The sequence below is a fragment of the Massilibacillus massiliensis genome (assembly GCF_900086705.1).
In the GTDB taxonomy this organism is placed as follows: Bacteria; Bacillota; Negativicutes; order FLKF01; family FLKF01; genus Massilibacillus; species Massilibacillus massiliensis.
The window spans coordinates 3,735,444-3,749,306 of record NZ_LT575483.1 but is presented as its reverse complement, the minus strand read 5'-3'; the positions used below and the strand labels follow the sequence as shown (position 1 = coordinate 3,749,306).

General features: G+C 38.6%; 13 protein-coding genes. 1 reads left to right on the top strand and 12 read right to left on the bottom strand.

The genetic code is table 11. The features are described 5' to 3' along the window. Nucleotides 1-12 precede the first annotated feature (12 nt). From BN6559_RS17975 to BN6559_RS17960, 4 genes are all read right to left on the bottom strand, one after another. Nucleotides 13-1,287, bottom strand: coding sequence for a divergent polysaccharide deacetylase family protein (locus BN6559_RS17975; RefSeq protein WP_110956016.1), 1,275 nt, complete (start codon nucleotides 1,285-1,287; stop codon nucleotides 13-15). 100 nt (nucleotides 1,288-1,387) lie between these two features. After that, nucleotides 1,388-2,383, bottom strand: coding sequence for an asparaginase (locus BN6559_RS17970; protein WP_110956463.1), 996 nt, complete (start codon nucleotides 2,381-2,383; stop codon nucleotides 1,388-1,390). Between the two features lie 349 nt (nucleotides 2,384-2,732). Beyond that, nucleotides 2,733-2,996, bottom strand: a complete 264-nt coding sequence (locus tag BN6559_RS17965; RefSeq protein WP_110956015.1) for a metal-sensing transcriptional repressor — start codon at nucleotides 2,994-2,996, stop codon at nucleotides 2,733-2,735. Between the two features lie 18 nt (nucleotides 2,997-3,014). Next, nucleotides 3,015-5,570, bottom strand: coding sequence for a heavy metal translocating P-type ATPase (locus tag BN6559_RS17960; protein ID WP_110956014.1), 2,556 nt, complete (start codon nucleotides 5,568-5,570; stop codon nucleotides 3,015-3,017). Nucleotides 5,571-5,767: 197 nt separating this feature from the next. Here BN6559_RS17960 and BN6559_RS17955 point away from each other — a divergent pair, with 197 nt between their 5' ends. Further along, a complete protein-coding gene (locus BN6559_RS17955; protein WP_110956013.1) occupies nucleotides 5,768-6,514 on the top strand; it encodes an IS3 family transposase in 747 nt (248 codons plus the stop codon). A 187-nt stretch (nucleotides 6,515-6,701) separates the two neighbouring features. On the opposite strand, the gene BN6559_RS17950 is transcribed toward BN6559_RS17955, so the two are convergent. The 8 genes from BN6559_RS17950 to hisC all read right to left on the bottom strand — a co-directional run bounded on the left by BN6559_RS17950 (nucleotide 6,702) and on the right by hisC (nucleotide 13,862). Continuing rightward, on the bottom strand, nucleotides 6,702-8,402 hold the full coding sequence (locus BN6559_RS17950) for a phosphoethanolamine transferase (RefSeq protein WP_110956462.1): 1,701 nt from the start codon (nucleotides 8,400-8,402) through the stop codon (nucleotides 6,702-6,704). Nucleotides 8,403-8,603: 201 nt separating this feature from the next. Then, nucleotides 8,604-9,341: a SagB/ThcOx family dehydrogenase gene (locus tag BN6559_RS17945; RefSeq protein ID WP_110956012.1), complete on the bottom strand. Its 738-nt coding sequence runs from the start codon at nucleotides 9,339-9,341 to the stop codon at nucleotides 8,604-8,606. A gap of 14 nt (nucleotides 9,342-9,355) precedes the next feature. Continuing rightward, a complete protein-coding gene (hisIE, locus tag BN6559_RS17940; RefSeq protein WP_110956011.1) occupies nucleotides 9,356-10,039 on the bottom strand; it encodes a bifunctional phosphoribosyl-AMP cyclohydrolase/phosphoribosyl-ATP diphosphatase HisIE in 684 nt (227 codons plus the stop codon). Further along, nucleotides 10,036-10,794, bottom strand: a complete 759-nt coding sequence (gene hisF / locus BN6559_RS17935) for an imidazole glycerol phosphate synthase subunit HisF (protein ID WP_110956010.1) — start codon at nucleotides 10,792-10,794, stop codon at nucleotides 10,036-10,038. Before hisF ends, hisIE begins: the two co-directional genes overlap by 4 nt. Next, entirely contained in the window at nucleotides 10,763-11,524 is a 762-nt protein-coding gene (gene hisA / locus BN6559_RS17930) for a 1-(5-phosphoribosyl)-5-[(5-phosphoribosylamino)methylideneamino]imidazole-4-carboxamide isomerase (RefSeq protein ID WP_110956009.1), read from the bottom strand. Before hisA ends, hisF begins: the two co-directional genes overlap by 32 nt. Nucleotides 11,525-11,548: 24 nt before the next feature. Beyond that, nucleotides 11,549-12,151 carry an imidazole glycerol phosphate synthase subunit HisH gene (gene hisH / locus BN6559_RS17925; RefSeq protein WP_110956008.1) on the bottom strand — a complete coding sequence of 201 codons (603 nt, stop codon included), beginning with the start codon at nucleotides 12,149-12,151 and terminating at the stop codon, nucleotides 11,549-11,551. Between the two features lie 62 nt (nucleotides 12,152-12,213). After that, on the bottom strand, nucleotides 12,214-12,801 hold the full coding sequence (gene hisB / locus BN6559_RS17920; protein ID WP_110956007.1) for an imidazoleglycerol-phosphate dehydratase HisB: 588 nt from the start codon (nucleotides 12,799-12,801) through the stop codon (nucleotides 12,214-12,216). A gap of 5 nt (nucleotides 12,802-12,806) precedes the next feature. Further along, entirely contained in the window at nucleotides 12,807-13,862 is a 1,056-nt protein-coding gene (gene hisC / locus BN6559_RS17915) for a histidinol-phosphate transaminase (RefSeq protein WP_110956006.1), read from the bottom strand. Between the last annotated feature and the right edge of the window lies 1 nt (nucleotide 13,863).

Sequence of the window (13,863 nt, the reverse complement as noted above, 5' to 3'; positions counted from 1 at the left end):
TCGGTGGATTTTTTACTTTAATAATGCAGATGCAAAAACCAATTCAATCCCCTGTTCCTCAAGTTCAGGAATGGATTCGCGAATCGCTTGCGCCGTATTTAAACGCGCATGACCGATCGTAATCGCGCTGCCACTTTTCAAAGCAATCTGCGCAGCTTGGCGTATTTGCTTTTTTATTGCAGCGACATCATTTTGATTATCTAAAAAAATTTCATTTTCACCTGTCTTTATACCCATCGACTTTGCCACATCATATGCAACGGAGCTTCCAATCGTTTTACTATCGATAAAAAATAATCTTTTGTTCATAAGCTCACGCAGCACGACCTGCATGACACGTTGATTAGACGTCGCCTTCGATCCCTGATGATTATTTACGCCGATGATATGCGGTACCGCTTCCGTTAGTTCATCAACCATAGCTTTAATCTCAGCATCGGTCATTTTAACCTCAATTGTTTTCTCTTCTACTTTCGCAGAATCACTAAGCGCTTCCATCGGTAAATGCAAGATAATCTGTCTGCCGCTTTTATAACCACGATTTGCAGCCTCTATGCTATAGGTTTGATTTGGCAAAACTGCGAAGGTCAGAGGACGTTCAATCATTTCATATGCGGCAATCGGCTCCTTGGCATAACCAAAATCGTCAATTACAAATGCCAATTTTGCTTTTTTGGCTCTCGTATCTTTAGAAACAAGCGGTTGATCAGTCAGCGATTTCTCTTCTAACACATATAATGTATCTGAAATAATCGTTACCTTGTCGCCGTCAAGTTCATCCTCTATCCCAATATCCAAACGTATAGCCGTATGATTGTTATATTGATCCGTTTGTGTCTGTAGTATTTTCGCACCAATTTCATTTAACCTTTTTCCAAGACGTGCTTTTAACTCATCTACAGCTCCGTTTGCAACCGAAACCGGAATTTTACGTGTATGCCATGAAATGGATCCTTCTATATTTTTTCGTTTTACTGTTTTATCCATTTGTACTGTATCAAGTGTCGTTGCTCCCTTTTCCTGTATTACTTGATCAACAGTCCCATGTATTTGTTTTGTTTTCTCAGTAAAATTAATATTCGTACCTGCTCCAGTTTTCTCCACTACATAATTCGGTATTTTTTCCATCGATTTATCTTGCTGTTTATTTTGAACACCAAATACATACCCCACAACAAATAAAAGACCAATTCCCAACAAAATCCATACTCGTTTTTTACTCTTTTGTTTCTTATCTGGATTTTTCTGTCTTTTGGGTGTTACTTTTTTATTTCTTCCTTTATTCATCCTACATCAACACCCCTATATATCAATTTAAATTGCGGAAAAGCGAAAAATTTTTCCTGCTGAAAATCTATCACGGCAGTACGAATAAGTCGGCTATATATCAATACATATCAAACATACGCTGTATGACCTCTGCATCCTTTGTTTTCGTTAATGCTAGAGCCAAGAGGATACGCGCTTTTTGCGGATTTAGCGTATCTGCTTTTATAAAATTAAATTCTTCCCATTTTTGATTCGAACGAGTCACACGTCCGCTGCCACTGCGTGAACTTCGTACAACAACGATCCCTTCTTTTGCTGCATCCAGTAAACCTTCCTCGGCATTGCAATGAATGCTGCCATTGCCCATCCCAGCATAGACAATTCCCTTTACACCAGCATTGATCAGTGCATCAATCAAAAACCGATTCTGATTCGCATGGGCATATACGATTTCTACTCTTGGCAAATTCGTAAGATTTTCTAAAGAGAATTCACTCTTTATCGTATGATTTCGCATTGGCGTACGATAAAAAATGGGCTGCCCATTGCTGATACAACCTAAGATTCCAAACGCAGGCGATTGAAAAGTATGTACACTGGAAGTATTGGTTTTCGTCACATCGCGCGCACCGTGTATTTCATCGTTGATTGCAACTAATACACCTTTCCCCGCTGATTCTTTACAAATTGCAACTTTAACTGCATTGAGCAAATTCAACGGACCATCTGCACTGATAGCCGTTGCCGGGCGCATCGCACCAACAAGAACAACTGGCTTCGCATGTTTTACAACTAAATTTAACAAATATGCCGTTTCTTCCAATGTATCCGTCCCATGCGTAATAACGATACCATCTATTGATGCATCTCTAAGTAAAGTATTCACTTTCTCAGCTAATTGAAACCAGATTTCGTCCGTCATATTACAACTATCTATATCACAAATTTGTTCGCCTTGTACATCTGCATATAAATTAATCTGTGGAACTGCCTCAAGTAAAGTCTCTATTTTCAATGCGCCAGCTTGATAACTTGTCATGTCCGTATCATTTGCCGCACTTCCGGCAATCGTTCCACCCGTTGCTAAAATCAGTATTTTTGGTAATTTATGCATAACTAAACAACCTCTTTCATAAAAATACAAAGTTTTTCTCATTTTACTATGATTCATAAATGAACGCAAATAAAAAGACTCCAAGCAAACTATGGACAGATAGGCAGCGGGTCGGGGATAAGCACGCATCTGCGTCGTTACAGCAAGGTGCTGCTCGCCCTAGTACAGAAGTACGACTCCTTCACACCGCCTTACTGCGCCTAGCATCTGAGCACTTCTCACCAACCGGCAACCTATCTTCGTACTAGTTTATAAGTGGTACGAATTTCGTTATTTTCTAAATTATTAGCATAAATATATGATTTGTCTAGAATCTGAAAAATCCACCGATTAAATCGGTGGATTTTCATTATTTTGATAGTTTATCCATAATCATGAGGACTTCTGCGATCTTTTCTTCTTCTTTGCCTTCTTCGAAGGACTGTTTCACGCAGTTTTCCAAATGTCCATGAATAATCTCTTTATTCACAGAGTTGAGCAAAGATCGTGTAGCTAAGATCTGGTTAAACACATCAATGCAATATCGATCTTCTTCTACCATTTTTATAATACCGTCAATTTGACCTCGTGCCGTCTTTAAAAGACGACTTACTTTTTTACGATCAGCTTTCATAGACGCTCCTCCAAATAACTATTGAATAGAGACTACTTGATAGTCGGCATCCACAATCGTCTGTTTTAATACTTCATCCGAAATATCTTCGGAAAGCACCAAAGTCGCTGATTTCTTTTCTAAATCTACCGTAACTTGTTCTACGCCATTGAGTTCGCCTAAAATTGTTTCTACATTTTTTTTGCAATGATTACACATCATACCTTCAATGATAATAACTTTTTTCATTTTTTCTACTTCCTTTTCTTTTTCATTTATTTCTATATAACCACTTGTTTGCAGAGTTTTCTCTTTTAGTTTATAAGGTTGAAATAACTTCAATCTCAGTGCATTTGACACCACACTAACAGAGCTCAAACTCATTGCAGCTGCAGCAAACATAGGATTTAACTTCCATCCCAAGATTGTGTAAAAAATACCGACAGCCAGTGGAATCCCGATTACATTATAGAAAAATGCCCAAAATAAATTCATTTTGATATTTTTTATAACAGCTTTACTCAGTTCAATTGCCGTAAATACATCAAGCAAATCACTTTTCATTAATACAATGTCAGCAGATTCGATTGCAATATCAGTCCCTGAACCGATCGCGATACCCACATCAGCCCTTGCCAATGCCGGAGCATCGTTGATCCCATCACCAACCATAGCGACTTTTTTACCTTGCTCTTGTAAATTACGAATTGCCATTTCTTTATCCTGCGGTAAGACTTCAGCAATGACACTTGAAACGTTCACTTGTTTCTGAATTGCTTCTGCAGTGCGCTGATGGTCGCCGGTCAGCATAACCACTTCTATCCCATGATCTACTAAACGCTGAATTGCTTCCTTGCTGGTCGGTTTCACTGTGTCAGCCACAGCAATAATCCCCAATACTGCACCCGCATCATTTGCAAAGTAAAGCGGCGTTTTTCCATCTGCGGCTAAAGCATCACCACTTTGTACAAATCCATCTAATATCACTTGATTTTTTTGCATAAATTTTGCATTTCCTGCAAAGTATTTTACGCCATCTATCTCACCTTGAATACCTTGCCCTGATACGGCTTGAAAATCATCAACACTTAAAATTTCAGTGCCCTTGGTCTCCCCATATTCTACAATTGCAACCGACAATGGATGTTCTGACTGTTTCTCCAGCGAAGCCGCAACCTGCAATAATTTTTCTTCACTGATATTTGAAGTACAAACGACATCGGTTACCTTTGGCTTTCCTTCTGTAATTGTTCCTGTCTTATCTAAAACTACCGTATCTACATTATGGGTGATCTCCAGACTCTCTGCTGATTTAATTAAGATCCCGTGCTCCGCGCCTTTCCCTGTACCAACCATGATCGCAACGGGTGTTGCCAAGCCGAGCGCACACGGACAAGAAATAACTAAAACGGCAATTCCTATTGACAATGCAAAATCAAAGCTCGCACCTAACAAAAACCAAACGATCGCTGCAAGCAGTGCGATGGAAATAACCACTGGCACAAAAATCCCACTGATCTTATCCGCTAATTTTGCAATCGGCGCTTTGCTCGAGCTTGCATCTTCGACGAGTTGAATAATCTGTGCAAGCGTTGTATCGTTTCCAACTTTCGTAGCCTTTACTTCTAATGCACCAATTTTATTCATCGTTGCTGCAATTACAGCATCCCCTTTTTTCTTTTCTACAGGAATACTTTCTCCAGTAATTGCAGACTGATCAATAAAAGAGCTCCCCTTGATCACCAGACCATCTACCGGAATATTCTGTCCCGGTTTTACAAGTACAATATCTCCAACGATCACTTCATCTACGGAAACTTCGACTTCTTGGTTATCCCGTAAAACAGTTGCCGTTTTAGGCGCAAGATTCATCAGCTTAGTAATTGCTTCAGAAGTTTTTCCTTTTGATTTCGTTTCTAATAGTTTTCCAAAAGTGATCAGGGTCAATATCATTGCCGCTGATTCAAAATACAAATCCATTCTGTAACGATCTACTAACGCCGTATCACCATGTCCTAAACCATACCCTATAGAATAAATAGCAAAAATACCATATATAAGCGCTGCTGACGATCCAATTGCAATAAGCGCATCCATATTCGGTGTCCCTTTAAACAAGGTCTTAAAGCCATTGGAAAAATACTTACGATTCACATATACAATCGGGAGTGTTAATAAAAATTGTGTGAACACAAAACCGAGTGCATTTTCTGTTCCATGAAAAAATGCCGGAGATGGTAATGAAAACATATGTGCCATCGCGATATACATTAATGGAATCGAAAAAGCGACCGACAAAAAGAAACGGAATTTCATTTGTGCGATTTCTGTTTGTACCTGATTCTGTGCATCTTTCCCTTTATTATCCTTGTTTACAGCACCCGGGGCATTTACAGTCGCACCATAACCGGCCGCAATAACTGCACCGCAGATCTGTTTTTCAGTTACTAAATCTTCATTATAAGAAACTTGCATATGATTCGCAAGTAAGTTTACGGTCACTTCTTCTACGCCTTGCAATTTACGTACACTTTTTTCTACGTGCGCAGAACACGCCGAACATGTCATGCCCGTAATATCAAATTTCGTCTTCAAATTTTTTGCTCCTTTCAAAATTCAAAAGTATGCGTAATTTGTTTGCTAGCTAGCATATCCCAAAACACGATTCCGCATTCTACCACCCCACCAGGGTGGTGTATATTTATATGATAATCATTCCCATGAAAATTGTCAATAGAAAATATAAATACCCTGACACATCCATATTTAGTATTACCATCTTGTTTTAAAAAATTAAAGGGCTTTTTCATCCTTCGGAGCGTGTTTTTACGGAAAGGCCAGATACGCAAAGACTAAGGGGATGCCGCATTTTTNTGAACCGTTGGCATCATGAGCATATAAATGATAAACGTATTCTGCGCATTGACCGTAAATTACACATCCAGTCAAATATTAAACACCGGCAAAACTGTTGTACTCGCCGGGCACCTGATCCAGCTTACACAGCAGAAAACATTCTAAACCGGCAATTCCATGCTGATGCACCAAATGAAAAGTGGCTGACTGATGTGACGGAATTTAAATATTGTATAGGTCCGATTATCCATAAGCTCTACCTGAGTGCTATATTGGATTTATATGATCGCCGGATTGTGTCATATGTACTAAGCGACCACAACAATAACAAGTTGGTCTTTAACACTTTTGATGAAGCTGTAAAAAACAATCCACAGGCACATCCATTATTTCACAGTGACCGTGGATTTCAGTATACCAGCCGCAGTTTTCATAGCAGACTGATAGAACATGAGATGACACAAAGTATGTCTCGAGTTGGTCATTGCATAGATAATGGACCGATGGAAGGATTTTGGGGCGTATTGAAGCGTGAAATGTATTATGGTCATAAATTTGCAAGGAAACAAGACCTGATGCATGCAATTAGCAGCTATATTCACTATTACAATTTTGAACGTTTGCAGCGTCGATTAAATGTGATGACTCCCTACGAATATTATGAACATTATAGCGCTGCATAAAAAATAGCCCATCCTTACGATGAGCTACAAAAAATTCTTATATTTTTTGACTGCCCTCTTGACGGGGTGCACACCATTTAATGCAGCATCCCCCTTCATCATTTTCCCGAAAAAATAAGTTCATTTATAAACTAGTAGACAGATAGGTAGCCGACCCGCTGCCTATCTGTCCTTATTCTATCTAAATTTAAGATTCAGATTGTTTCTTTACACCATTTTTAATTTCTAAATCGTAATCTTTATTATTAAAAATGCGTTTTCTCGTTGGATCGAATTGGTCGTTTACAATACTGCGTGCAGGATCGTAATCAGCCGTCTTAATTTCCATAAGATCCAGCACAGTATGAATCATATCATCTGTCATATATGGTCTGCTTAAAGCGTTTTCAATACTTGCAATTTTATCTGGGTACTTTTCCTTAAACTTATCAGAAGCCCACATAATCATAGGAATCTCAATCATATGCCGATTTGGATTTTCTTCTATATGCCCTGAGAAATTGGATTCATCATAAACCGCTTCTCCATGATCTGATACATAAATGACAAGTGTTTCATCATCTTTAAACCGATTGATGATTTCATTGACAACGTAATCATTGTAATAAATCGCATTATCATATTGTGCAACAATCGTTTTTTTCTCATCATTCACATCTAGCGGTATATCATCTTTATTAAATTTAGAAAACGCGTAAGGAAAGCGATTATAATATAATCCATGTGCTCCCATTAAATGAATGACAAAGAAATTTTTATCTTCACGTTCTTGCAGGGAACGATCTATCAATGGAAATAACTCTCCATCCACTACCCCATAATCTTCACGTGAATCCCGAATTCGTGTAAATTCATGTTTTTTACTATGCTGTGCAAAAATCTGCGCAACATTGCCCCATATACCAGAACTTTCTTGGTTAGACAGCCAAAATGTTTTATATCCGGCAGCATTCATAAGGTCTACGACATTATTATATTCATACCAATCTTTATCCGATTCAAAATTGCAAAATGTAAGCAGTTTGCTTAATACTGCAATGGTCGTTGAATGTGGACTAATTACATCTTTAAACGTGTACAGATTATTTTCATCCTGTAATTTCTGTAAATTTGGCGTATTTGGCAAATTATAACCATACAGCCCCATATGATTGCGGTTTGTAGATTCACCTAAAATGAATACAACATTTTTAATTTTACTATTGTTCTCTGTCAGCTCGATTTTATCATTTAATCTAGAGGTTAAATTATTATAAGCTTCAATATTTTTCATTGCGACCTGCGCAGATGCATACGCTCTTTGGATCGGTAGATATTGATGATCTGTAAAAAACTCACCATAAACAGATACCATACGAATCATATAAATAAAGCCCAACGCCAAGACCCCAATGACAACTTTGTTGGGTTTCGTATGATTTATTTTGCCCAATCTAAAACTTTTCTTTTTTAGGAAATAAAGAATTGCCAAAATTCCAAAAACGCCAATACATTCTTTAACGCCAACATACATTTCAAAAAATTCTACAGCTTCTCTATAATTCGTCTCGAAAATAGAATTAATAATCCCTGTTCCAATTAAAATACTATAATTGTACATTGCAAAAAATTCTACAATAAAGATAACGCCTGTAATCGCCAAGATTACAGCTTTGACCATATTTTTCAAAACAGGATTATACAAAATCTGTACAAAAGCTGCAACACCGAACGCCGCAAAAAATAAGCTAAACCCATAACTAATCATGACTTCTATTTTATCTTCGGCAATCAAAGACCATGCCATCGTCGTAAAATTCAGTAAAAACAAAGTAATGATAAACCCCATGTTTTCATGAAAAATATTCTGAACTGCGCTCGCAAGTTTTTGTAACTTCATTTTAATCATATAGCTATACACAAATTCACCCACTATCAATAATATACGAAATATAAAATCACACTTTAACATATAAATATTATCTTAAAATGTGCATTTCGGCAATATGAAAATGAAAAAATTTTAATAAAATGCAAGCAAAGCAACAGTTATGGTAAAAATAACAAAAACCAGCATCGCTTTTAAAAACGATTTCTGGTTTTTTAGGAATTATTTACCTACACTCGCAGCATAAATTGCAAATTGATCTTCACCATCTATTTTTAAACATTGGTTGACTTTTTCATCATCGAAATGTGCAATTGCACAAGTTCCATAATGAATTGTCTGCGCTGCCAGATATAAATTTTGACAAACATGTCCGGCATCCAAATGTAAATAGCGATACGCTCGCGCACCATAAGCATATGTCATACGCTCTGCCATAGCCGTCCATATGAAAGAAACCGAACTTGTCGGAATCATTTTCTGATTCATAAAAGCTGCTGTCAGTTGGTCTTTTATACCTTCTGTTACATCAACCGCTATCAATGCATGTTCAAGCGCTAAAAAGCGATACAAGCCAGCCTCTACTCCGTCTACCTGATTGATCAGCAAATAGGTTTCAAACGCATGTCGCGCTCCCGCCGACGGCACGTTGCGCAACGTTGATTTGCCTGTCGGTGCTACCATTTTTACACCTTGTGTACACCATAGCAAATAGGATAGATCTTTAAGTGAAAGATTGGTTTGATGATATTGACGAACACTCGTCCGCAGCTCTATCAATTCTAAAAAATTGACTTGTTTATCTTCTAATAAGTCTGGCTCCGGCAAATGAATCCGTTTTATCGAATCATCCGCTGACAGTTCAATCGGCGGCTGCGGCAGTCCTTTTGCCCGATCAGTTGGCGATAGAATATCACATCTGGTTTTTTCCATAAACTCTATTCCAATAGATTTTCCCATTAAACACGCCCCATTTATTCTTGTTTTGTAAATTGGTGATACGCACCACCACTTCTGCGATTTTGCAATTCTCCAAGCAATTCGCTCGGCGATATATTATGAAAAGCTAATAATACTAAACAATGATACCAAAGATCACTCATTTCGTAAAGAATTTCTTCTTTGCTCATGTTTTTTGAAGCGATAATCGTCTCTGCCGCTTCCTCACCTATTTTCTTTAAGATTTTATCCTGCCCCTGCTCAAATAAAAAGTTGGTGTAGGAGCCTTCCTTAGGATGAAGTTTACGATCATTTATTACATTATAAAGATCATGCAGAATGGTCGATACAGAATTTTTATATACTTGATTTGTATCAAATAGTGCAGCCATGTGACTTTCAAATTCGCCAAGTCTGCGATTAAAGCAAGAATATGTCCCTGTATGGCAGGCTGCGCCTTTTTGCTCAACCTTGACTAACAACGTGTCACAATCACAATCATACGAAATTTCTTTCACAATCTGAATGTTACCCGAAGTCTCGCCTTTTTGCCATAAACCTTTACGACTGCGACTATAAAACCAAGTTAATCCGGTTTCCACCGTTTTTTCCAAAGATTCTTTGTTCATATAAGCAAGCATCAGCACTTGTCCTGCTTCATCCTGAATGATTGCCGGCACTAAACCGTGTTCATCAAATTGAATCGTATCGAAATTCATATTCTAACCCCCAAACCGCGACATTTTAAATATTCTTTTACCTGCCGAACCGTAAATTTTCCATAATGAAAAACAGATGCGGCAAGCACAGCATCCGCCTTGCCACTCGTTAATACTTCGTAAAAATGCTCCAATTCTCCTGCACCACCAGAGGCAATGACGGGGACATGCACTGCTTCTGATACTGTACGTGTAAGTAAAATATCATAACCATCTTTTGTACCATCACAGTCCATACTCGTTAAAAGAATTTCCCCTGCACCTAAGTGAACAGCTTCTTTTACCCATTCTATACAATCAATACCCGTCGGTGTTCGTCCGCCATTGATATATACTTCCCATTTCTGCTCACCGCATCGCCGTGTATCAACAGCAAGTACGACACATTGACGGCCAAATTTTTCGGCACCTTCAGCAATTAAACTAGGATTCTTGACGGCAGCTGTGTTCAAAGATATCTTGTCTGCCCCAACTTTTAATAGCTTGCGAATATCTTCGACACTACGAATTCCCCCACCCACTGTAAAGGGAATAAACACCTGCGAAGCACAATCTGCAACAACCTCTACAATCGTTTTACGTTGTTCATTAGAAGCAGTAATATCGAGCAAAATGAGTTCGTCAGCAAGTTCTCTATCATAAACTGCTGCAAGTTCTGCTGGATCTCCCGCATCACGCAGACCAACAAAATTTGTTCCCTTTACTACACGGCCATCTTTTACATCAAGGCATGGAATAATTCTTTTTGTATACATCTTTATTCCCCTTTGCCACTTTTAATGCTTCTCTTAGATCAAGAGAATTCGTATAAATTGCTTTTCCTACAATTACACCTTCTACACCATCGGATTCCACTTTTTTGAGGTCAAGGATGTCTTGTATCGACCGCACCCCACCAGAAGCAATGACTTTAACACCACTGATCTTGGCAACGTTTGCCGTCTCTTCAGTATTCACACCACGCAATGTACCATCACGAGAAATATCAGTATATACAATGCGTGTCACACCAACTGCCGCCATTTTTTTTGCAAGTTTCTCTGCTTCTATTCCCCCGGAAACGGCCCAGCCGTCTACAGCTACAACTCCATCTCTCGCGTCAATGCCAACCACAACTTTATCCTGAAATTTTTCACAAGCCTCTTTTACCAGTGCTGGATTTTGCACGGCAACCGAACCTAAAATCACACGATTCACGCCTAACTTGAGCACGTTTTCAATATCTTGCATCGTCCGAATTCCCCCGCCCAATTGAATGGGAATTTGCACATTTTCAAGAATTGCCTGAATCGCTGGCAAATTCACAGATTTCTTCGCAACTGCCCCATCCAAGTCAACGATATGCAAAAATTCAGCGCCAAGCATTGCCCATTTTTTCGCCATAACCGTTGGATCATCAGCGAAAATAGTTTCTTGATCAAAACGCCCTTCTGTCAACCGTACACATTTACCATCACGAATATCTATTGCAGGAAAAATAATCATCGAACAAACTCCTTACTATCATAATTAAAGACGAATAAAATTTTCTAAAATTTTAAGCCCTACACAACTCGATTTTTCTGGATGGAATTGCATTGCTTGCACATTTTTTTTGCCAACCGCCGCAGTTATTTTTTCTCCATACACGGTAAAAGCAGTTACAATATCTGGTTCACTCGGCACCGCATGAAAACTATGCACAAAATAAACATATGGATTTTGCGGCAGACAATCTAGTAATGGAGTTTTTCTTTCCATTTGCAGTTGGTTCCAGCCCATATGTGGAATCTTAAAACCCGGAGCCGTTATTTTCTTTACCATTCCCTTCAAAATACCCAAACCTTTTATGCCCGGAGCCTCTTCACTCCCCTCAAACAGCACTTGCAACCCCAGACAAATACCTAAAAACGGCTTACCGGCGTCTGCTGATTCCATAATGATTGGTATCAATCCCGATGTCTCTAAATTTTTCATACAGTCGCCAAAAGCACCCACGCCTGGTAAAACGACCTTATCTGCCCTGGCAATGCACGCTGCATCACGTGTAACAACAACATCCGCACCAAGTTTTACAAAAGCTTTCTCTACACTAAATAGATTTCCCATCCCATAATCTATAATTGCAATCATTGCTTATCCTCCCATAAAGACAGACCTGTTTCAAATATTGTTAGACGAAATCACACAAAAAATCATAGCATTCCCTTCGTTGACATGACGCCTTTAATACGCGGATCTTTTTCGCAAGCCTCACCTAAAGCTCTTCCAAGCGCTTTAAATATTGCCTCTACAATATGATGTGAATTCTTGCCATGCAAAAGTTTTACATGCAAGGTAATGCCAGCATGATTTACAAACGCGCGTAAAAATTCTTCTGTCAGTTCACTATCGTACGTCCCGATCATCGGTGTTAATGGTTGCTTAACATCATAAATCAGATATGCACGTCCACTCAAATCTAAAGATACCATAGCTAAAGCTTCATCCATTGGTACGAAACTAGTGCCATAACGTTTTATTCCCTGTTTATCGCCAACTGCTTCTTGAAAGGCCTGCCCTAAACAAATTCCTATATCCTCCACGGTATGATGCCCATCAATTTGCAAATCACCTGTACAACTGACGACCATATCAAACAAACCATGTCTACTTAGGAGAATTAACATATGATCAAAAAATCCAATCCCAGTAGCAATCTGTGAACTTCCTTCACCATCAAGATTGACCTTTACCTTAATATCTGTTTCAGCTGTTTTTCGTGCTATTTCTGCCTCTCGCATGATGCCTAGCCCCTTTCAATAAAGTCTTTTAGCACCTTAACCCAAGTATCATTTTCTTCACGAGTTCCCACTGTAATACGCAAACAATTTTCCAGACGCGGCGCATCGCCAAAACTCCTGATACCGATTTTCAAATTTTCTAAGTGTGCATTTAATGCAGCAGCATTTGCATATTTGATTAAGATGAAATTCGTATCTGAAGGATATACTGTAATCCCTGCTAATTTCGACAACTGCTCTGCCATGCGTTTACGTTCCGCAACATACATCTGGATACGTGGTACAAATTCATCACGCATTTGATATACAATTGCCGCAGTTGCCAGGGTCAAGGTATTGATATGATATGGCATACAAGATTTGCTTACCATTTGTATGATTTCTTCATTTGCCAACATATAGCCAATACGCGCTGCCGCCAATCCGTACGCCTTTGAAAAAGTACGAGCAATGATGATATTTGGATATTTTTCAAGTAACTGAACGGCTGATATTCCATGAAACTCCACATAAGCCTCATCAATCGCTAACGGACAATCTGTATTCTTGGCAATCCTTTCAATGTCCATTAATGGAATCGCATTCCCGGTTGGATTATTAGGCGTACATAAAACCACTAATTTTGCCTGATTTTCTTTGGCTGCTGTTATGATTTTTTCTGGATCTAACGTATAATCTTCTTCCAATTCTACGGGGATCGCAATGGCTTCACTTAGGTGTGCATAAATTTTATACATAGAAAAAGATGGTACTGGAAACACTATACTTCGATCAGGTCCTCCAAAAGCAAAAAATAATTTCTCTAAAATTTCACTGGAACCATTGCCGAGTAAAATATTTTGCGGTTTCACCTGGAAATTTTGTGCAAGAAGATCTTTTAAATCATCACTTTCAGTATCGGGATACCGATTAAAAGCGATGCTTGCCAATCGGTTTACTACACGTTCTTCTACCAATGGCGGCAAATTTAAATTACTTTCATTCGCATTTAATTTGATGTTCCAATCTTGTTCTGATACATCATAGGTTGGCAATTCATTTAATCCTACTCTATATTTCATT